This window comes from Acidovorax sp. Leaf73, assembly GCF_916855635.1.
Classification (GTDB): domain Bacteria; phylum Pseudomonadota; class Gammaproteobacteria; order Burkholderiales; family Burkholderiaceae_C; genus Acidovorax; species Acidovorax facilis.
The window spans coordinates 304,340-324,727 of the sequence record NZ_CAKASI010000002.1 but is presented as its reverse complement, the minus strand read 5'-3'; the positions used below and the strand labels follow the sequence as shown (position 1 = coordinate 324,727).

At 65.0% G+C, this 20,388-nt stretch carries 18 protein-coding genes; 3 read left to right on the top strand and 15 right to left on the bottom strand.

Going from position 1 to position 20,388, the window contains the following annotated elements; translation table 11 throughout:
* Positions 1-34: 34 nt before the first annotated feature.
* The 10 genes from LPA35_RS07830 to LPA35_RS07785 all read right to left on the bottom strand — a co-directional run bounded on the left by LPA35_RS07830 (position 35) and on the right by LPA35_RS07785 (position 10,358).
* Positions 35-1,372 carry a FliI/YscN family ATPase gene (locus LPA35_RS07830; RefSeq protein WP_228896314.1) on the bottom strand — a complete coding sequence of 446 codons (1,338 nt, stop codon included), beginning with the start codon at positions 1,370-1,372 and terminating at the stop codon, positions 35-37.
* Between the two features lie 20 nt (positions 1,373-1,392).
* Positions 1,393-2,052, bottom strand: coding sequence for a FliH/SctL family protein (locus tag LPA35_RS07825; protein ID WP_228896312.1), 660 nt, complete (start codon positions 2,050-2,052; stop codon positions 1,393-1,395).
* Entirely contained in the window at positions 2,049-2,645 is a 597-nt protein-coding gene (locus LPA35_RS07820; protein WP_142143642.1) for a hypothetical protein, read from the bottom strand. Before LPA35_RS07820 ends, LPA35_RS07825 begins: the two co-directional genes overlap by 4 nt.
* A 1-nt stretch (position 2,646) precedes the next feature.
* A complete protein-coding gene (sctJ, locus tag LPA35_RS07815) occupies positions 2,647-3,567 on the bottom strand; it encodes a type III secretion system inner membrane ring lipoprotein SctJ (protein WP_218301756.1) in 921 nt (306 codons plus the stop codon).
* A gap of 25 nt (positions 3,568-3,592) precedes the next feature.
* Complete coding sequence (locus LPA35_RS07810; protein ID WP_228896311.1) at positions 3,593-4,012, bottom strand: hypothetical protein; 420 nt, start codon at positions 4,010-4,012, stop codon at positions 3,593-3,595.
* A 15-nt stretch (positions 4,013-4,027) separates the two neighbouring features.
* Positions 4,028-4,330 carry a hypothetical protein gene (locus LPA35_RS07805; protein WP_121421082.1) on the bottom strand — a complete coding sequence of 101 codons (303 nt, stop codon included), beginning with the start codon at positions 4,328-4,330 and terminating at the stop codon, positions 4,028-4,030.
* Between the two features lie 178 nt (positions 4,331-4,508).
* Positions 4,509-5,714, bottom strand: coding sequence for a hypothetical protein (locus LPA35_RS07800; protein WP_228896309.1), 1,206 nt, complete (start codon positions 5,712-5,714; stop codon positions 4,509-4,511).
* 50 nt (positions 5,715-5,764) lie between these two features.
* Positions 5,765-7,531 carry a type III secretion system outer membrane ring subunit SctC gene (gene sctC / locus LPA35_RS07795; RefSeq protein WP_228896306.1) on the bottom strand — a complete coding sequence of 589 codons (1,767 nt, stop codon included), beginning with the start codon at positions 7,529-7,531 and terminating at the stop codon, positions 5,765-5,767.
* Between the two features lie 266 nt (positions 7,532-7,797).
* Complete coding sequence (locus LPA35_RS07790; protein ID WP_304505253.1) at positions 7,798-9,840, bottom strand: FHIPEP family type III secretion protein; 2,043 nt, start codon at positions 9,838-9,840, stop codon at positions 7,798-7,800.
* On the bottom strand, positions 9,837-10,358 hold the full coding sequence (locus LPA35_RS07785; protein ID WP_228896305.1) for a lytic transglycosylase domain-containing protein: 522 nt from the start codon (positions 10,356-10,358) through the stop codon (positions 9,837-9,839). Before LPA35_RS07785 ends, LPA35_RS07790 begins: the two co-directional genes overlap by 4 nt.
* 685 nt (positions 10,359-11,043) lie before the next feature.
* On the opposite strand from LPA35_RS07785, the gene sctU reads away from it, so the two are divergent.
* Together sctU and fliO are read left to right on the top strand one after the other, a co-directional pair.
* Positions 11,044-12,324: a type III secretion system export apparatus subunit SctU gene (gene sctU, locus LPA35_RS07780; RefSeq protein ID WP_228896304.1), complete on the top strand. Its 1,281-nt coding sequence runs from the start codon at positions 11,044-11,046 to the stop codon at positions 12,322-12,324.
* Positions 12,321-12,746, top strand: a complete 426-nt coding sequence (gene fliO, locus LPA35_RS07775) for a flagellar biosynthetic protein FliO (RefSeq protein WP_228896303.1) — start codon at positions 12,321-12,323, stop codon at positions 12,744-12,746. Before sctU ends, fliO begins: the two co-directional genes overlap by 4 nt.
* Before the next feature lie 213 nt (positions 12,747-12,959).
* Here fliO and LPA35_RS07770 read toward each other — a convergent pair whose 3' ends face one another.
* Entirely contained in the window at positions 12,960-14,588 is a 1,629-nt protein-coding gene (locus LPA35_RS07770; RefSeq protein WP_228896302.1) for an iron ABC transporter permease, read from the bottom strand.
* 118 nt (positions 14,589-14,706) lie between these two features.
* On the opposite strand from LPA35_RS07770, the gene LPA35_RS07765 reads away from it, so the two are divergent.
* Positions 14,707-15,786: an ABC transporter ATP-binding protein gene (locus LPA35_RS07765; protein ID WP_055402047.1), complete on the top strand. Its 1,080-nt coding sequence runs from the start codon at positions 14,707-14,709 to the stop codon at positions 15,784-15,786.
* A gap of 85 nt (positions 15,787-15,871) precedes the next feature.
* Here LPA35_RS07765 and LPA35_RS07760 read toward each other — a convergent pair whose 3' ends face one another.
* The 4 genes from LPA35_RS07760 to LPA35_RS07745 form a co-directional block, all read right to left on the bottom strand.
* On the bottom strand, positions 15,872-17,104 hold the full coding sequence (locus LPA35_RS07760; protein ID WP_228896301.1) for a Yip1 family protein: 1,233 nt from the start codon (positions 17,102-17,104) through the stop codon (positions 15,872-15,874).
* Between the two features lie 181 nt (positions 17,105-17,285).
* Positions 17,286-18,023: a 1-acyl-sn-glycerol-3-phosphate acyltransferase gene (locus LPA35_RS07755; protein ID WP_121505518.1), complete on the bottom strand. Its 738-nt coding sequence runs from the start codon at positions 18,021-18,023 to the stop codon at positions 17,286-17,288.
* 27 nt (positions 18,024-18,050) lie between these two features.
* Positions 18,051-19,346 carry a dihydroorotase gene (locus tag LPA35_RS07750; protein ID WP_228896300.1) on the bottom strand — a complete coding sequence of 432 codons (1,296 nt, stop codon included), beginning with the start codon at positions 19,344-19,346 and terminating at the stop codon, positions 18,051-18,053.
* A gap of 79 nt (positions 19,347-19,425) precedes the next feature.
* Positions 19,426-20,388, bottom strand: a complete 963-nt coding sequence (locus LPA35_RS07745) for an aspartate carbamoyltransferase catalytic subunit (RefSeq protein ID WP_008903259.1) — start codon at positions 20,386-20,388, stop codon at positions 19,426-19,428.

The window sequence follows — 20,388 nt, the reverse complement described above, 5'->3', positions numbered from 1 at the left end:
CGAGCCCCCCAAGGTGTAAGCAGGCTGGTCACAGTCACCGCTGGAACTGCTGCAGCGCAGCGAGGGTTTGTTCGAAAGGTGTCCCCTCGTCGGGCCGCTGTCGCAACAGGGCCTGCAACGCAGGTTGGGCGGCGATGGCGTCGTCGGCCAGGGCGTCGCTGCCTGGCGCATATTCACCAACCTGAAGCAGGAAGCGGATTTCGTCGTGTTTGGCCATCAGGGCGCGCACGCGCAGGGCTGCGTCTTGGTGGGCACGATCGGTGACGCGGTTGAACACACGGCTGGCACTGGCCAGTACGTCAATGGCCGGGTAGTGCCCCGCTTGCCCAAGCTGGCGCGAAAGCACGATGTGGCCGTCCAGGATGGAGCGGGTCTCCTCGGCCACAGGATCGGAGCCGTCTTCATCTTCAGCCAGAACCGTGTAGAAAGCGGTGATGGAACCGGACGCATCGTTACCCGCCCGCTCGAACAGGCGCGGCAGCTCTGCAAACACACTGGGGGGGAAGCCACGGCGCACGGCCGGCTCCCCCACCGACAGGCCGATCTCGCGCAACGCACGGGCGTATCGGGTCACGGAGTCCATCATCAGCAGCACGCGCCGCCCTTGCGCGCGGAAGTGTTCGGCAATGGCGGTGGCGGTCTGGGCGGCACGCAGCCGCTCCATGGCGGGCCGGTCGGAGGTGGAGACAACGATCACCGAGCGGGCCAGGCCCTGGGGGCCAAGGCTGTCCTCCAGAAACTCGCTGACCTCACGCCCCCGTTCGCCAATCAGGGCAATGACATTGACATCGCTGTGTGCGAGCTTGGCAAGCATGCCCAACAAGGTGGACTTGCCACCCCCGGCCATGGCGAACACGCCCAGTCGCTGACCTTCACCGATGGTGAGCAATCCGTCGAGCGCACGCACCCCGGTGATGAATGGGGTATCAATGGGCCGCCGGGTCAGCGGGTTGGGTGGCTCGGCGTGGAAGGCGCGGAGCGGCAAGTGGGCCGGGAGGGCGTGACCATCCAGGGGTGTGCCGAAGGCATCGAGCACGCGGCCCAGCAGGGCGTCGCCCACGGGAATGAGCTCTCCGCCATCCAGAGGCTCCACCTCGGCACCCATCGAGACGCCGTGCAGGTGCCCCAGTGGCACAAGAATGGCGTCATGCTCGCGAAGCCCGACGACTTCTGCGCGCAGCACGTTGCCGTGCGGTTGCGCGGGGTCACGAATCAGGCATTGCTGGCCGATGACGGCACGCAATCCACTCACGCGCAATGTGGTGCCAAAGGCTTGCACAACCCGCCCCCGGGCAGCCACCGGCTGCATGGAGCGCAGCGAGGCCAGGATGGCAGGATCGAGTAGAGGGCGAGGGGAAGCGTCGGCGTGCATGTCGCAAATCGGTGGCGCGCTCAGGCGGCCCTGGCTTCGGGGGCCGCCATCTGGCGCTGGGAGGTTTCAATCCGCTGCGCAGCACTTGCCAGGACGGTGTCGAGCCCGGCCAGCAACGCACCAGCCTGGGACTCCACCACACAGTCCAGCCCATGGATTTCTGTGTCGGCCAGACATTGCACGGGCATGGGCAATTCACGCGTGGCAAGTTGTGCGCGCACGGGCTCGACCAGCTCTGCGGGCAGGCGCAGGCGCACGGGCTGAGGAGGTACCACCTGCTCAAAAGCCTGCAGCGCCAGGGCGGTCACCACTTGATCGGGCGCCAGGGCCGAAGCCATGCAACGCACCATGGCAGTGGCCAGCGTGACGAGGGCGCTGCGCAGTTCTTCGCGCTGGTGCTGGTGCTGTTGCGCCAGCGATTGCAGCGCTGCTGCAATCTGTCCCGCCGCTTCCTGGTGGGCCTGTGCCAGCCCAGCGGCAAAACCGTCGCGGTGACCTTGCTCGCAGGCCGCCTGCTGCGCCTGCGCAGCCGCGTCACGAGCACTGCTGGTAAGCGTTTGCAGCGCAGCGGCCAGGTCCAGAGCGCTCTCCAGCGCCTGAACGTGCTGCGCCGGCACGGTACGTTCCGTGGTGGCCAGGGTCAGGGTGGCGTCTTGGTGCAGGGTGAGCAGGTAACTCATGACGGTGTGGACAACGGGGTTACGGGCTCGGTCTGCGGGGTAACACTGGCGGGTGCTGCCAGCGCTGGTGCGGCCGCATGTGCCTGCTCTAACGCGGACTGGGCCCAGGCCGGGTTAGAGCCCACCGTGGGCAGCAAAGCCAGCGAGGCGCTCCAGCCAAGGTGGTGGGCAAGGCGCGCCTGGAGTTCGTGCACGCAACCCCACAGCAGCATCGCCTGACCCCAGGCACGAACGTACGACACGATCGTGTGGGCAGGCGGCAGCAGGGGCCGAGGTGCCCGCGCCAGCAGTTCCGGGGTGTCCGGAGCGTCAAGGGCAGCACGGAAGGGCCCGACCCCAACGCTGCGCGACAGGGGTGCGAGTTGCCGCCCGTCGATGCAGGCACGCAGCGACGCCTTGAGCCAGTAGATGCCAGACAAGGCGCTGAGTGCATCGCGGGCCGGCGCGGGATCGGCCACCCACAGAGGACACAACATGAGCTGCTGCCAGCTCAATGGCTCGGCCTGCAACTGCCGCGCAAGCGCTGCCCGCGCGCGCCGCTGCGCGGCCACATGGGTCAACGCCGAGTCTTCACCCAGGTCCACGGGCTGCATCTCAGGACTCGCTGCCGACACGGGGCTGCGCGGGGGATGCGACCGCAACGGCGGCGCCCCGGCGCAGCGGTGCCACTGCGGCGCCGACCATGGATGCCAGCCCGGTCTCGGCCAAGGCTGCCGCGGCTGCAGGGCGGCGCTGCCACCAGGCCATGGCCGCCACGGCGGCCGCTATGAGGCTAAGCAGCCCCGCCACCAGCATGACCATGCCGCCATACTGCGCCCACAAACCGCCCAGGAATGACGGCGGGGCCGCCGGTGGAATAGGTTCGGCGGGGAACATGGCAACAGTGACGTTGTCGTAGGGCAGCCCCTCCATGGCGTTGACTACGAGGGCTTTGATCTTGCCCGTCTGCTGGCTCAGGTCGACCCCGGGGCGGTGTTTGATGAACACCGAGGCCGTCGAGTGCTGGGGCTTGTCGGACAGGGGATTCTTCTCGGGCACAGAGACATGCACCCGTGCCTGCACCACGCCGTCAATGCTGGAAAGCGTGGCCGAGAGCTCTTGCGACAGGGCATGGGTGAAGCGGGCCCGCTCTTCGAGTGCCGATGACACGAAGCCCTCTTTCTTGAATACCTGGCCCAGGGTGTCGAAGGAGTCCCGTGGGAACCCTCCGGCGTGCAAGATCTCTACAGCGCGAGAAAAGTCGTCAGGCCGGGTGCTGACGACAAAGGCCTTGCCGTCGCGCGAGGCCGCTTTTTCTGCATGCAGGCCCGCATTGCGCAACACGGCCACCATCTCGTTGGCTTGGCGCTCGGTCAACTGGCCATACAGCTCCTGCTGGGAGCATCCGGCCAGGAGTGCCAGCGTGACCGTGACGAGGACACGCGCGGGCCAGGAGGGTGTCCTAGCCTTGCGGGCGTTGGCCCCGGGAATGGGGCAAGTGCGCAGGTGCGTTCTGGCAGAAAGTAGCGGTCTCATGCGATATAGCGGTCAAGGCGGGCGGTCAGGCCTGCTGGCGGAACAGTTGTTGCAGCCCGTCAGAGGTGCGGTTGGCGATATTGGCGGTGAGCTGGCTGTGGAACAGAAACTCGTGCGCCCGGACGGTCAGCATGACCATCTCACCCGGTGTCATGTCGTTGCCCGCTGCCATGGCCGCTTGCGCATGCTCCTCCAGCGAGACCGCCTCGGCGTTGATGTGTTCGAGCGGCTTGAAGAGAGCCTGCATCCCCTCGCCCATTGCCTGCACAGGCTGGGCCTGCAGCGTGCTGCCCGCGCCCGCTTCTGCACGCGCAATAGCCTCGTGAAAGCCGGACATGTCGGTCAATGAGATGCCATAGCCGGCCTGGACGGAGCTCTGCCCCGCCGAGACGCCGACACTGTCTGCGCCCGAAAGCGAAAGGCTCATGGTGGTAGTGGCGTTCATGGTGTCAGCGCCACATCACTGTTTGCGGGCCATGGTTTCCAGTGCCGTGCCCACCGATTGCAAGGAGGTGTGAGCACTGTTGGACATGAAGCCCATTTGTTGGGCCAGCATGGTCATGTGGGTGATGTGGGCAGGCTTGTCGTTGCCGTCGGCCAGGGCATCCCCTGCGGCCTCGATTTCACTCGCTTTGGCGTCCAGGGTCTTGCCCCAGGCATCGGCCATGACCTCGAACCAGCTAGCGCCTTTGCCGCTGCGGCTTTGGGAGCTGCTCAGTCCAGTGGTGGCGACCATGGCCAGCGGATTGATGGAATTGCTCATGCTCTGACTCCTACTTTGCAGGTGGTGCTGGCGGTGATTGCCAGCGGGGTGGTTGAACAAGGGATCGATCCGAGGACCGATGTGGCACGGTGACGTTTCAAGGTTTGAGGTAAACGTGGTGCGGTGGGCTCACCTGGGTGCCCAGATGCGCTGGTGGTGAAGCGGTTCATGCGGGGCTTCAGAACGACAGGACGCTGGCCACGCCCTCGCGTTCCATCTGCACCTTGTCGGACAGGATGGCCACAATGCGGTGCCCACTGGGCAACATGGCCCCCTCGAAGTAACGGGTGCCGTCCACGGTGACGAGGTAGGCAGGCTCTCCGGGCACGATAGCAGCGACACGCTTGCCAGGATCGTGGATGGCCGATGCAGCTGGAGGCGGCGTAGGGGGAGCCTCGTTGACAGCGGCCAGCTGCTGCAAGCCCGGCACATCACGGCGAGCCAACGCCTGAACATGCTCAAGCTGCCGCGTATCAGACACCGCCGTGCGCACCCGCACCACCCCCGCACCAGCAGCTTCCACTTGCGCAGCGATGCCGTTGAGTCGATAGACCTCGGCCACACTGGCTGCCACCTGCTCATTGACCCATACCGAGAGCCGGGCGGGCGAACGGTCTGCAAGCGCCTTTTCCAGTCTGGCCTTTTCAGCCTGGGACTCCAGGTGCCCGGTCACGTACAGCTGCCCGCTGCGGGACTCGACATTCAGTGTGGGCATGCCCAGGTGCGACAGGGTCTGGCGGATGTTCGCGGCGTGCTCTTGCGGACTCAGGGTGGAAGGCCCCATGGCCCAGGCCAGGGTGAGGGTGCACACAGAAACGCCCACCAACGCGGTGCCGCCCAGCATCAGGCGCGAGCGCCAGCGCTGCAAAGGGGACGTCTGGCCTGCCGCCATGGCTGCAGGGTCCTTTGCTGGCGTAGCTGCGGCAGAGGAGGCCTGCGAAGCAGACGCACCCATACCAGCATGCGAACGCGCCTCCGAGGCTGCTTCTGAGGCAGGAGCAGACTCTTGCGCATGCGGTGTAGCCGACGTGGCACCTCCGTCTGGTGCCGCGTCGGTGAACAGCGGCGCCCATTGCTGCGCACCGAGCTGACCCACGGCAAGCCGGATCCCTCCGACAGTGAACGGCTCGTACAAGCCCAGCTCTGCGCGCGCGCCTGCCTCCAGCGTCCTGTGGGCTACGGCACCGCCGCCCTGTTGCACCTGCAAAACCAAGATGCCTGTGGGCGAAAACGACAACACAGCAACGCCTTCAGCCTTCTGAAGCACGACTTCATTGATCCAGTCCTGTCCGATGCGCAGCGTCTGCCCAGGCTGAATGACAGAAGATGCGCCACGCTGCTCGCCGCTGAGAACGCGCAGTTCGTACAAAGTTTCTGTGCTCATTCCACGGTACTCCTCGGCCCGGACATGCGGGCCTCGTTCGCTCGATTCGTTCACGGCGCCTGCTCACCCAACCCCTGGGCTACGCCAGGTCTGGGATCGCCCGTCGCGGGGTTGCGGGTAGACGTTGTGGTCTCTTCCAGTACAGGCATGGGTGGGGCAGCCACGGCGCCACCGGGCCGCAGTGGCCCCGTGGGTGCTGATGCATTGGTCGCGCGCCGTGCAGGGATGAGGCGGGGCGAAATGAGGAAGAGGCGCTCCACCCGCTCTTGCTGGTCGTTGTTCGAGCGGAACAGCGCGCCCGCCAGGGGGATATCGCCCAGGAATGGAACCTTGGAAACCCCTTCGCTGCTGGACTCCTTGACCATGCCGCCAATCAGCAGGCTCTCGCCCGCGCCGATCAGCGCCTGGGTATTGATGGAGGAACGCTCGACGATGGGGATCGAATCAACCTGGCTGGCTCCATTGATGCCGCCGTCTTCGATCTGGACGAGCAGCTTGATGCGCACGTCTGAGCCTTCCTGGAACACATGGGGCGTGACACGCAAGGAGGTCCCTGCCGACACCTTGTAAAGATCGACTTGCTCTCGACCTGCCACGCGCACGTAGAAACTCTTGTTGGTGTCAAAGAGCGCCTCGACGTTGGACAGCGTCATGACCTGGGGGCTCGAAACAATGCGGGCTACGCCCTTGTTCTGCAATGCATTGATTCGCGCCACAAAGTTGTTGCGCCCGCCCAGCACCAGGGACATGAATCCGCCCTCGCCTGCCGGCGTAATGCTCTGAACCGGCGTGCTGCCCAGCAGACTGGTGTCGCTGGCGGCGCCATTGCCAAACAGGAAGGAATAGCGGTCGCCACTCAGGCGCCAGTTGATACCCATCTCACGCAACTTGTCGGTGCTCAGGTCGATGATGGTGGCTTCGATCTCCAGGGCCTGGGGCTCAATGTCCAGCGACTTGATGAGCTCGTCGTAGTAAGGCAGACGCTCCGGGAGGTCTCGCACGATCACTGCATTGAGACGGGTATCGGCCTCCACACGGGCCTGGTTCGCGACCGAAGCCGCGCCCAGGCCTTCCAGCAACGCCGCGTCCACGGTGGCCACCTGCACACCTCCTACGGCTCCAGGTCGGCCGCCCCAGGCTTGCTGCACGGTTTCGGCAGAGGCCTGCATGGGGTTGGCACCAGCGGCTCCCAGCGTGCCTTGTCGAGCCAGGCCCTGGCCGCGCAGACCCGGCTCAGAGGCGCCCCGATACTGCGTCAGTGCCGGTGACGGGTTACCTCGCTGGGCTGTCAGCAAAGAACGCAGGATGCTTGCCACACCAGGGATGACCGTGACGGTGCCGCCGTACTGGGCACTCACATCCTGGGCCCATGCGTATTTCAGGTAGTACACCTTGAAACCCACGGGAGCCAGCGTGGTGGACTGGCTTTGCTGACCTGAAGCCAGTTCGCCGACCAAGTCTACAAACCGTCGGTTTCCGCTGGCGATGAGCCCACCACTCTGGCTCACACGCAGGGTGTTGCGCGAGTCCATGATGTTCATGTCACGCGCGGTATTGATGACCTGGCGAGCATCTCCCTGGCGCATGGCGAAGGTGCGTGTCGTGACCTCTGCCGGTGTGTACACGTGCACGACGGCGCCGTCGTAGTAGGCCATGAGCCCAAATGAGCGCTGGATGCTGGAAAACACTTTTTCGGCCGTACCTCGGAACACGCCGTTGACCGCGCCCTTGACACCAGAACTTACCGACACGGGTACATCCATGGTCCCGAAGAAGTCCTGCAAGAACGCCGCAATCGGCTGCTCTCGCACGGTCATATCGACCTGTCTCTCCCCGAAAGGAATGGGCGAGGCCTGCACCGCCGTGGCGCACAACGCCCAACCCAACGCACAGCTTGCCGCCCAGGCGCGCCACGCGCCCGCCTTTGGCCCCGACAGCAACGGACTCCAATTCCCCTTAGCTACTACTCCCATTCTCACTCCCTTATTTGAACTCATTGTTGGTATCAGCGCATACGCTCATCGGCGAGGCTGTTGAAGAACAGACTCCGCCTGAAAACAGTCGGCGACTGCCGACCGACTTACTACGACGCCCCCTGCAACATGGGGGCGTCGTCTTTTCCGACATGGGCCAGTACACCCAGGTGCAGCGTCGGAACCAATTCGTGGTAACTGAGCACTGGAGTGTCAAAGCACTCGATCTCGATCAACTTGCGTACGTGGCGGCGAATGTCCACCGCCGTCACGATGGCGGCTGGCCGGTGATGTGCGATGGCCTGCGTGAATTTCTGAATCAACTGCGTGGTTTGCGCAGGATCGAGCGCCAGCTGCTGCACCCCGCCGTTGACCCGCACAGCGGATCGCAGCAGCTCCTCGACGGAGGGATCGATAAGCAGCGCGCCCAGGCGGCCGGTCGGCGCGTAGCGATAGCACAGCTGGCGCTTGAGTCCGATCCGGACCAGTTCCGTCAGAGCGAACACATCTTTCTCCCGCTGGGCCGCATCGGCGAGGGTCTCCAGGATGTCGCGGAGGTTGCGGATGGCCACCTCTTCTTCCACAAGGCGACGCAGGATTTCAGCCACCCGTGCCAGAGGCAGAGCACGAAGGGTTTCCTTGACCACATCGGGCAGGTCGGCGCTGGCACGGGTCAGCAAGAGGTTGGTTTCCTGCGTGCCCAAGAACAGCGCGGCGTTGCGACGGAGAGCTTCCCGCACGGCCGTGGCCAGTGCCGCCGCAACACCGTCGGCCACCATGTCGCCCTGGGCAACCGGCACCTCGTGCACCATCAGGCGCCAAGCAGGCGCTGGCGCGGCTGGTTCGAGGGCCAGTGCGCTGGACCCCGGCACCGCTGGCGCCGGCGTCTGAGCAGGTGGCGCGGGCACCATGTGCACATCGATGCGCGGCAAACGCAGGCCCAGGTGCAACTGAAAATGGTCGAGCACGCCTTCAAGGCCGTGCAGCAGGTCACGGCTGTCTTCGCCGCGCAGGTGCCCGGCAGGCAACTCAAGTAGGAGGGGCACGTTGGGACGCACCGGGATGGCATCGGTGAACATCAACTCGGGGGCGTGCGCAGGCTTGCGGCGCACAGCCACCAGCTTCGGCCCGATCCAGCGTTCCCAGCGCTCCCGCCACGCGGGCGTCAGCATGGCCCCAGCCCCAAAGAACACAAGACCCAGCAGACCAAAGACCACAGCGGGAAAGCCAGGCACGGCCGCGAAAAGAAAACTCAGACCACCGGCCACCAGCAACACGCGGGGCTTGGCCGTCAGTTGTCTACCAATGGCGTCGCCCAGATGTTTGTCATGCTCATCGTCTGTAGTGCGCGTCACCAGCAGACCTGCGGACATGGCCCCCAGCAATGCGGGGATCTGCGTCACCATGCCATCACCAATGGCAAGGATGCAGTACTTGATGGCCGCTGCGGACATGGGCATTCCCTGCTGGAGCACCCCCACGGCCAGCCCTCCCAGCAGATTAATGATGATGATGATGATGCCCGCGATGGCATCGCCTTTGACAAACTTCATGGCGCCGTCAAGGCTGCCGTTGAGCTTGCTTTCGCTTTCCAGTTGGCGACGGCGACGCCGGGCCTCGTCCTTGTCGATCAGGCCCGAGCGAAGGTCCGAGTCGATGGACATCTGTTTGCCAGGCATGGCATCCAGCGAGAAACGCGCGGCGACTTCAGCCACGCGCTCCGAGCCTTTGGCAATGACGATGAACTGCACCACGGTAATGATGAGAAACACCACCAGGCCCACCACGAGATTGCCGCCCGCCACCATGTTCCCAAACGTGTCAATGATGTGGCCAGCTTCGCCGTGCAAAAGAATCATGCGGGTTGTCGCGATCGACAGCGCCAGCCGAAAAAGCGTGCTGATCAGCAGCACGCTGGGGAACACGGAAAATTCGAGCGGATTGGCCACATAGATGGCCAGCAGCAGCAGCAAAACCCCGCCCGAGATGTTGACGGCCACGAGGGTGTCAAGGGCCCAGGTCGGCAGCGGCACGATCATGAGCGCGATGATGGCCACGATGCCAGCCACCAAGGCGATGTCGGTGTACCGCGCGAGCCCGCCACCACTGCGGTCGGCACGCGCGGCCGACCGGAAATAGCTAGCCAAATTCACAGCGAGTCTTTCGCTGTGAAGGCATAGCCCGCTTGCCTGGCGCTGACCCCGCGCAGCAGCACGTATTCGGCAAGCACTTTGCGGACGTAGTCCTGAGTCTCGCGGTAGGGTGGGATTTTGCGTCCGTGTTTTTCTACGGCGCCCTCACCGGCGTTGTAGGCGGCAAGCACCAACTCCAGGTCATTGCCAAATCGCTGCTGCAAGGTTTTGAGGTACCGGGCACTCACCCGCAGGTTCGTCTGCGGGTCGTGCAGTTGCTCTGCGCCCTCCACGCCAAAACGGCGCGCGGTCGGGGGGATCACCTGCATCAAGCCTCGGGCTCCTGCATGCGAGATGGCATCGGGCTGGTGACGGGACTCCACGCGAGCGATGGAGTGCAGCAGCAACGGGTCGATGTCGTGCTCCTGCGCGGTGCGGTCTACCAAAGGTGCCAGCCCGACGGGGCTGCTGGTTCGCAAGGGCTGGGCGTCGGGGCTGCGCGATGGCATGGCTGTGCGGGGCGGGAGCTTGCCGGTCATGGCAGGCTGCGCTGCGCGCGCGCCTGCACCGACAGGCAACAGACGCGACGAGGTGTGGCGATACAACCCCATCTGCGCAGCCAGAACTGGTTTGCTGGATTTGGCGGCAGACACTTGGCAACCGCGAACAAGCGCTTCGGCGTCCCGTTGCGCGGGTGTCAACAACTGATCCCACCCGACGGCACATGCGGCTGTCGGCGCTGGCGCCAAGACCGCAGGTCCAGGTGCAGCGTGGGTCAGGCCCCCAAGGCCCAGTCCGCAAGTCCCCATGAGGAACCACATCCCAGGGAGCCTCGCCAAGGGCCGAACCAACAAACGCCGGGCAAGCAGATGAACACGATGAGACGATGGGGAACGCACAAACAGACTTTCGCTTTTAGAAGCAGACTCAGACACGAACGCAACAAGGTAGAGCTAGTGTTTCCGCTCAGCCTTTCGAATTTGTGGCAAAAAGTGCTGCGTCACGTATCCATTTGTCAGCAACGAAACACAGATGCAACGCACGCCCATTGCGGGCACGTGCTTTCACTTGCATCCTGTTTCAACATTCATGTGACCGTTGGCACACTGCCCGACACTTCAGTTTCCGCACCGTTGCCAAGCCTCCCCGTGATGCTGCAGCGCCTTGAGCCCTGGGCCAGCACGGCCTGCGGCCCCACCCGATTTCCAACAGGACTCTCCGCCCATGGCCGGTCAAGACGACAGTGGCGACAAGACAGAAAAGCCGACACCCAAGAAGCTTCAGGACGCCCGGAAAAAGGGCGAGATTTCCAAGAGCAAGGACCTGACAGCGACAGCAACATTGCTGACCGTGCTGCTGCTAGCCACTGTGGCCTTGCCGATGGTGGGGCAGCAGATGACGTCACTGATTGAACTGAGCCTGTGGGGATTGCAGATCCCTTTTTCTGAGGCACTCGCCCAATTGGGGTGGCAAGCGCTGCGCACGTTGCTGTTGCTGGTGGGGCTGGTGGTGGTACCCGTTGCGGTGGTCGGCGTCCTGGTGGAGTTTCTGCAGACCGGCCCTGTGCTGACGATGGAGAAAATCTGGCCCAAGGCAGAACACCTGAACCCCGCCAGCGGCCTCAAACGCATGTTCTCGCTGGACAACCTGGTCGAGCTGCTCAAGTCACTGCTCAAGACCGTGCTCGTGGCCGTCATTGCCTGGATTGCGCTGAAGGACTTGCTGCCCGATCTGCCACTGCTTGCGCGCGCGAAGCCAGAGGCCGTGGGATCGGCTCTCTGGCACGCCAGCTGGACGCTGCTGGCATGGGTCACGGGCGCGTTTCTCCTGGTGTCGGCGCTGGACCTGGCATGGCAACGCTACAGCTTCATGAAGAAGATGCGCATGAGCATGCGCGACATACGCCAGGAAATGAAGGACGCCGAAGGCGACCCGCATCTCAAGGGCCATCGCAAGCAGCTGCAGCAGGAGTGGGCTCAGCAAGGCGCCAACAAGGCGGCAGCCAGTGCCCATGTGCTGGTGGTCAATCCCACCCATGTCGCGATTGCCATCGACTACCATCGCGACCGATGCCCGGTGCCCACGGTCATTGCCAAGGCACAGGACGATGATGCTCTGGCCATGAGAACCGCCGCACAGGAGGCCGGTGTTCCCGTACTGCGCAACATCGAAATCGCCCGTCAATTGCTGGCCGACACAGAGCCCGGCGACGTCGTTCCTGCGGAGCTGTTCGACATCATCGCGACCGTGATCCTGTGGGCGCAAGATGTGCGCTATGAACTCGAACGTGCCTCGCGGACCTCGCATGCGAAGTCTTCCACAGAGTCAGAACCGCGCCGTCCTCGGCGCCCCGCTCCTGGTGAAGACCTGACCCGGTACCCGATATCTACGGCCCATGACGCAGCGGGCGCAGCCGCCACCCCCGGGGGCTGGAGAACCAACCGCTTTGCTCGCTATGTTCCCAGGCGGTGGCGATCCAGAGCGGCCACTGACACTGCATCATGAACAAGCATTCACATACAGACACCGCACAGCCTTATGAAGGCACTGCCCCTGCCCAATTGGTCGAGGTGACGAGCCCCCAGACCACTGCCAGCGTGGTGCTCCCGAATACTGCGCCATATGGCGTAGCTGACGCGCCCGCAGCCCCACTGGCCGGAGTGCTGGGTACCGTATTGGCACTGGCATTCGTGCTGGCCCTGGCCTGGATACTTCTGAAGGTGCTGCAGCGCACCGGCATCGCGCGGAATCGAAGTGGTAAAGCCGTGCTGCAGGTCGTGCAGCAAATATCTCTTGGCGGGCGAGAGAGAGTGGCCCTGGTCCGGCACGGGGACCGAGAATATCTGCTGGGGGTGACACCGCACCAGGTACATCTGCTGGCTGAATCCGCTCCTGAAGGTAGAGAGAAATCGCCGACTGTTCCTTGACGCGTTAATACAGGCATTGCGGCAACTGCGTGCGCTCCCATGGTGGCTGTACAGAAGACTGCGGGGCACCCTCGGTAGGGTGCAAGAGGTGCCTGCCGCTGCGCCTTCTCCTTGGGCTGTCAGCAAGCTGCCACATGGCAGCTTGTTTTCTACGCTGGAGGACCATGCCCTTGGGCGGGCGCGCCCACCCATTCAGTACCGCATGTCAGCCGCTCACCCTTTGCTGCGCAGCGTGCGGCTCAGCAAGATCACCGGCACCAGCCCCACGGCCACCAGCGCCAGGGACGGCAATGCCGCCTCACCCAGCCGCTCATCGCGCGCCAGCTGGTAGGCCACGACAGCCAAGGTGTCGCTGTTGAAGGGGCGCAGCACCATGGTGGCGGGCAGCTCCTTCATCACGTCCACAAACACCAGCAGCGCGGCAGCAGCGGTAGACCGCTTGAGCAGCGGCCCATGCACGCGCGCCATCAGGCCCACACTGCCCATGCCCAGCATGCGGGCAGAGTCATCCAGGCTGGGGGGAATTCGCGCGTATCCGCTCTGAATGGACTGCAGCGCCACCGCGCAGAACCGCACCAGGTACGCCCATACGATGCCCAACGCCGTGGCCGTGACCAGCGCGCCCACGCCCCACTGCGGCATGGCCGCCTGCAGCCAGCCCACGGGCAGCAGCAGGCCCACCACAATGACGGCACCTGGCACGGCGTAGCCCACGCTGGCCAGTTGCACCACGCCGCGCGTGATCGCATCAGGCTGGCGGCGCACGGCAAACGCCAGGGCCAGAGCAATCATCACGGCCAGCGCAGCGGTGATGCATCCCAAGCGCACGCTGTGCCAGGCCCATTCCATGAATCGCTCCCACGGCAGCACCGACCAGTCGGCCGCCAGCGGGCGCAGCATGAAGAGAACTGGCGCCACAAAACCCATCACCACCGGTACCGCGCACACCACCCAGGCGGCCCAGCGGCGTGCGCCGCGCAGCGGCAGGGGCTGTGCCTCGGCCGAGCCTGCGCGCCCGCCGCCCGTGGCGAAACGCATGCGCTTTTGCGCGCGATGTTCCAGGTGCAGCAGCGCCATCACCACCACCAGCAGCATGGTGGCCAGCTGCGCGGCGGCCAGGCGGTTGTCCATCGACAGCCAGGCCTTGTAGATACCGGTGGTGAAGGTCTGGATGCCGAAGTAGCTGGCCACGCCAAAGTCAGCCAGCGTTTCCATCAGCACCAGCGCAACGCCTGCAGCGACTGCCGGGCGTGCCAGAGGCAGCGCCACGGCGCGGATGCGGCGCGACAGCGGAGCGCCCAGCAGGCGCGCGGCCTCCATGAGGTGCGCGGCACGCTCGCCCAGCGCCGTGCGCGCCAGCAGGTACACATACGGGTACAGCGAAAAGATGAACACCCACACCGCGCCGCCCAGGCTGCGCACCTCGGGCAGCAGGCGGCCTTCCAGGCCAAAGGTGTTGCGCAGGCCCACCTGCAGCGGGCCGCTGAACTGCAGAAAGTCGGTGTAGGCATACGCAGTGACATACGCAGGCATGGCCAGGGGCAGCAGCAGCAGCCACTCGAAGGTGCGGCGGCCCGGAAAGTCGAATAGCGTCACCGCTGCTGCCGTGCCTGTGCCCACAATGGCCGCGCCCAGGGCCACCAGCACGCTCAGCCACAAGGTGGTCCACACATAGCCAGGCAACACGGTGGCCGCCATCTCGCGCAGGATGGCGCCCGCCTGCGCATCGCCCTGCCCCACGGGCAACCACGATGCGAGCACGGCCAGCACGGGCAGCGCCAGAAACCCCGCGAACAGGATCAAAGGGATGGTGCGAAGGGCAGAAAATGGCGTGCGGCGCAAGGCGAGTGGCTCGGCAAAGTAAGAAAGCGCACACCCGCTGGCAGGCTCAGGCCGGGCAACGATCAGGAATGCAAATGCGAATTTTAAGCATTCGTCCCTGCCCGCCTAGAATCAAGCGATGTTTCTAGAGGTCTCCCAACTCGAAGTGCGCTACGCAGGCCGCCCCAACGCGGCGGTGGAAGGCGTCACGCTGGGCCTGCATGCAGGCGATATCGGTGTGCTGATCGGCCCCTCGGGCTGCGGCAAAACGACGCTGCTGCGCGCTGTGGCAGGGCTGGAGCCCGTGACGGGCGGCGAGATCCGCCTGACCAAAAGTGTGGTCAGCAGCGCCACGCTCAGCGTGCCGCCTGAGCTGCGGCGCATTGGCATGGTGTTCCAGGACTACGCGCTGTTCCCGCACCTGTCGGTAGGCCGCAACGTGGCGTTTGGCATCCACCAGTTGCCCCGTGCCGAGCAGGCCGCGCGCGTGGCCGAGGTGCTGCAGCTGGTGGGGCTGGAGGGCAGCGAGAACCGCTTTCCGCACGAGCTTTCTGGCGGGCAGCAGCAGCGCGTGGCCCTGGCGCGAGCCCTGGCACCGCGCCCTCAGCTCATGCTGCTGGACGAGCCTTTTTCGAACCTCGACGTGGACCTGCGCGAGCGCCTAGCCCACGAGGTGCGCGGCATTCTGAAAGCCGCTGGCGCCACGGCCCTGTTTGTGACGCACGACCAGTTCGAGGCCTTTGCCATTGGCGACGTGATCGGCGTGATGCACGAAGGCCATCTGCACCAGTGGGACGATGCGTACACGCTGTACCACCGCCCCGCCACACGGTTTGTGGCCGACTTCATTGGCCACGGCGTGTTCGCCCCTGCCACGCTGCTGCAGCGCGGCAACAACGTGGTGGCGCAGACGCCGCTGGGCGAGCTGACCGACCTGGAAGAATGCCCCCTGCCCAGCAGCTACCCCGGTGGCGAATGTGATGTGCTGCTGCGCGCGGATGACATCGTGCACGACGACCATGCCCCCGTGCAGGCGCAGATCGTGCGCAAGTCGTTCCGGGGTTCGGAGTTTCTGTACACGCTGCGCCTGGCCAGCGGCCACACGGTGCTGGCGCATGTGCCCAGCCACCATGACCACGCCTTGGGCGAATGGATAGGCATCCGCGCCCAGGTGGACCATGTGGTGACGTTCCCCCGCGAACAGGGAACCACCATCTAAGCCAAAATAGGCTCTAGCGCTTATCCATAAAGCGCAGGCCGCTATTATTTTTGATGCCACATTGCGCCACGGCGCACTGCAGCCTTCAGGATTTTCCCTTGCGCTGCAGGCTTTCCAGGGCATTGAGATCCACCTGCGACATGAAGCCCCGCAGATCCTTCACGCCCATGTTGTCGCCCTCAATGCTGACCACCAGGCCGTTTTTCAGGATGGTCTTGAACTCGGCATGGCTGCCGTCCTTTTCATAGCGCTGGTGCAGGGTGCGGCCACCCTCCTGCCAAGTCTTCTCGGCGCTCGTTGGGTCTTCTTTTTCGCCCTGGGCCATGCCCATGGCCATGACCGCCATCTGCCCCAGGCCGCCGATATCCACGATCTCCAGGCGCACCTGCTTGTCATCGCTGCCGTACTGCGCACTGGCCTGGCTGGTGGGCAGGCCCAGGGCGGCACCGTCCTGCACATCAAAGCCCGTGCGCGGCAGGCCGGCGAGCTTCTCGGGCAGTGCCGCCTTGAGCGACTGCGCCGCAATGGCCTGGCCACCCCCCAGCGCACCTGCGGCGGCCTTGGCGGCATCACCAGCAGCCGCGGCAATGGCGGCGGGGTCCTGGCTCTTTTGCGCTTCTTCCATCTTGCGGGCAGCCTCTTCCATCTTCTTGCCTGCGGCCTCCAGGCCGGCGGTGTCGATGGACACCTTGCCGCCCGGCGTGTTCATCGTGATGGCGGGCGCATCGGCCCCGCCAAACATCGCTCCGCCACGGGGCAACAAGAGCGCACTGACGGCGCCGATGACCACCCCCATCACAATGGCCGCGATGATGACCACCACGGTGTAGACCACCGACTTGTCGGGGGCGTTTTTCATGAGCACCGGCAGGCCGGTGTAGAGCAGGTAGATGGAGTACAAAGCCGCCAGCAGGCCCAGCATGGATAGTGCAGGCAGCAGGCTGAACACCCCGCCCAGCATGGCCGCCGTGCTGGCATACACCGCCACCTTCAGGGCCTGGATGGAGTTTTTCTGGCCGCCAAAGGTGGAGGCCAGCGCATCGATGATGAGCCCGAGCACGAAGATGCCCACGAGGCTGAGCACATACGACACCACCATGTTCACCAGCCCCGAGACAAAGGGCACGCGGATGGTGACGCCAAAGCCCCCAAAACCGATCAGCGACATGCCAATGAAACCGCAGACTGCCGGAATGGCGGCCAAAATCATGGCGTAGCGGGTGTACAGGGTGGCGGCGTCGGTGCTCTCGGCCTCAATGGTGACCCAGGTGTCCTTGGGTTGCAGAAGAATGCTCTTGGCGCGCTCAATCAGGTTCATGGTGCCCTCCCGGCAGTGTGGATGAGCCTGCCCACGCATTTGCAAGCGCTTGCAGGCGAAAGACGCGGACGATACGGGAAATTGCGTGCAATAGAGATCGGATGTGCAGACCGCGCGGCTGCAAACGTGGAATATGCACGCTTTTGCCCACGGAAACCACCCCTGTCCCCAGAGCGCCAGCTCAGGCTTTGCGCAACTGATCGACCGTATCGTGCAGGTGCTGCGTCCAGGTACGTCGGTCGCGCTCGCCCGCCAGCTCGGGGGGGCCGTAATGCACCACAGCCTCGATGGGCGGGGCGCACAGCGTGCGCCAGATGGAGCCCACCAGGGTTTCGTCGCCGATGTAGCTGGGCGCAAAACTGGTGGCACCCGTGGCCTTGTCGGCAAAACGCAGGCCCACGGGCTGCACCGGCGCCTGCGCCACCACAGCGGCTTGCAGCAAATTGGCGTGAAAAGGCAGCATCTCGCGCCCATCGCCCGTGGTTCCCTCAGGGAACACGGCCAGCACCTCGCCCCGCTCCAGCGCCTCCTGCATCGACCGGACCATGCGCAGCGCATCACGGCGCGAGCTGCGCTCGATGTAGAGCGTGCCTGCGGCAGTTGCCAGGGTACCGATCAGCGGCCAGCCCTGTACGTCGGACTTGGAGACAAAGCGGCAATGCCGCGCCGCGTGCATCACCGGGATATCAAGCCACGAGATGTGGTTGGCCACCAGCATCACCGGGCCGGTGAGCGGGGGCTGACCCAATATGCGCAGGCTGATGCCAAGGTGCGCCAGCAGCTGCAGCGACCACACCTGCACCCGGGCATGCTGCTGGTCCGGCGAGAGCGCTGGAAAACGCAACGCCACGATGGCGAGCCCTTTGACAATGTGGCCCAGCAGGCGCAGCAGGCGCCAGCAGGCACGCAAAGACTTCACCGCAGGGCCTCGCAGCGTCGCACTACCTCAACCCCGGTCAAAAGCCACCTGGCCACCGACGAGGGTCATGTGCACACAGCCAGGCAGTTCGTAGCCCGAGAACGGGGTGTGTTTGCCCTGGCTGCGCAATGCGTCGTCCTGCACCGTCCACGCCGCCTGCGGGTCAAAGATGCACAGGTCGCCCACGCCGCCTTCCACGATCTGGCCGACGCTGGCCTGCAGTGTGCCCAGGGCGCTGCCGAGCACGCGCGCGGGTTCAGACGTGACGGTGGCGAGCGCACGCTGCAGGGGCACACCGCTGTCCTGCGACCACTTGAGCGCGAGCGACAGCAGCAGCTCCAGCCCCGTGGCGCCGGGCTCGGCTTCGGCGAATGGCAAGGTCTTGGCGTCTTCATCGACCGGCGTGTGGTCAGACACCAGGGCGTCGATGGTGCCGTCGGCCAGCGCGGCGTTCAGCGCATCGCGGTCGCGCTGCTGGCGCAGCGGGGGCGACAGGCGGGCGCGGCTGTCGAAGAAGCCGATGTCCACGTCGGTGAGGTGCAGCGAGTTGATGCTGACATCGGCCGTCACCTTCAGGCCCTCGGCCTTGGCGCGGCGCAGCAACTCAACACCGGCAGCGCTGCTGATGCGGCACAGGTGCACACGGGCGCCGGTGGTCTTGAGCAGTTCAAAAATGGTGTGCAGCGCAATGGTCTCGGCCGCCACGGGCACGCCCGACAGGCCCAGGCGCGTGGCCAGCGGGCCGCTGGCAGCCACGCCCTTGCCCAGGTGCATCTCTTGCGGGCGCAGCCACACGGTGTAGCCAAAGGTGGCGGCGTATTGCAGCGCGCGCTGCAGCACCTGGGTGCTGGCCAGCGGCACCTCGGCCTGGCCAAAGCCCACGCAGCCGGATTCGGTCAGCTCGGCCATCTCGGTCAGCACCTCGCCTGCAAGGTTGCGCGTGAGGGCCCCCAGAGGGAACAGGCGCGCCTGGTGCAACTTCTCGGCGCGGAACTTGAGCATCTCGACCAGGCCGGGCTCGTCGAGCACGGGGTCGGTGTCAGGCGGGCAGACCAGGCTGGTCACGCCACCGGCCACGGCGGCGGCCATTTCGGATTCGAGCATGCCTTCGTGTTCGTGGCCGGGCTCGCGAAGGCGCGCCGCCAGGTCCACCAGGCCGGGCAACACGATGCAGCCAGCAGCATTGATGGTGCGGTTGGGCGCAAAGTCGGGGGGCACGCGGTTGACGCTCACGATGCGGCCTGCCGCCAGCGCGATGTCGCAGGTCTGGTCAAGCCCCGAAGCGGGATCGATCACACGGCCGTTCTGGATCAGTATCTTCATGATTTCAAGCCAAATTGGCTGCTAGCGCTTATTGGACAAGCGCTAGCAGCTATGAAAACAGGAGTATTCATTCCAAGCGTCATGCTTCGTTACCAGCAACGATCGACATGACAGCCATACGGACCGCAATACCGAAAGTCACCTGAGGCAGGATCACGCTCTGCTTGCCATCGACCACGGCGGAGTCGATTTCCACACCGCGGTTGATGGGGCCGGGGTGCATGACGATGGCGTCGGGCTTGGCCAGTTGCAGCTTCTCCTGCGTGAGGCCGAAGCTCTTGAAATACTCCTGGCTCGACGGCAGCAGGGCGCCGCTCATGCGCTCGTTCTGCAGCCGCAGCATGATGACCACGTCGGCATCCTTGATGCCCTCTTCGAGCGTGTGGCACACGCGCACGCCCATCTGCGCCATGTCCGACGGCACCAGGGTGCGCGGGCCCACCACGCGCACCTCGGCGCAGCCCAGCGTGGTGAGGCCGTGGATGTCCGAGCGCGCCACACGCGAGTGCAGCACGTCGCCCACGATGGCCACGGTGAGGTTGCTGAAGTCCTTCTTGTAGTGGCGGATGGTGTACATGTCCAGCAGCCCCTGCGTGGGGTGGGCATGCCGGCCATCGCCCGCATTGATCACATGCACATGGGGCGCCACATGCTGCGCAATCAGGTAGGGCGCACCGGATTCGCTGTGCCGCACCACAAACAAGTCCGCCGCCATGGCCGACAGGTTGGCGATGGTGTCGAGCAGCGACTCGCCCTTGCTGGCCGAGCTGCGCGCGATGTCGAGGTTGAGCACGTCGGCCGACAGGCGCTTGGCCGCGATCTCGAACGTGGTGCGGGTGCGCGTGCTGTTCTCGAAGAACAGGTTGAACACGCTCTTGCCACGCAAGAGGGGCACCTTCTTCACTTCGCGGTCGTTCACGCTCACGAAGTTGGCCGCCGTGTCGAGGATGTGCGTGACGATGTCGCGCGGCAGCCCTTCGATGGACAGCAGGTGGATGAGTTCGCCGTTGCCGTTGAGTTGGGGATTGCGCTTGTGCAGCAC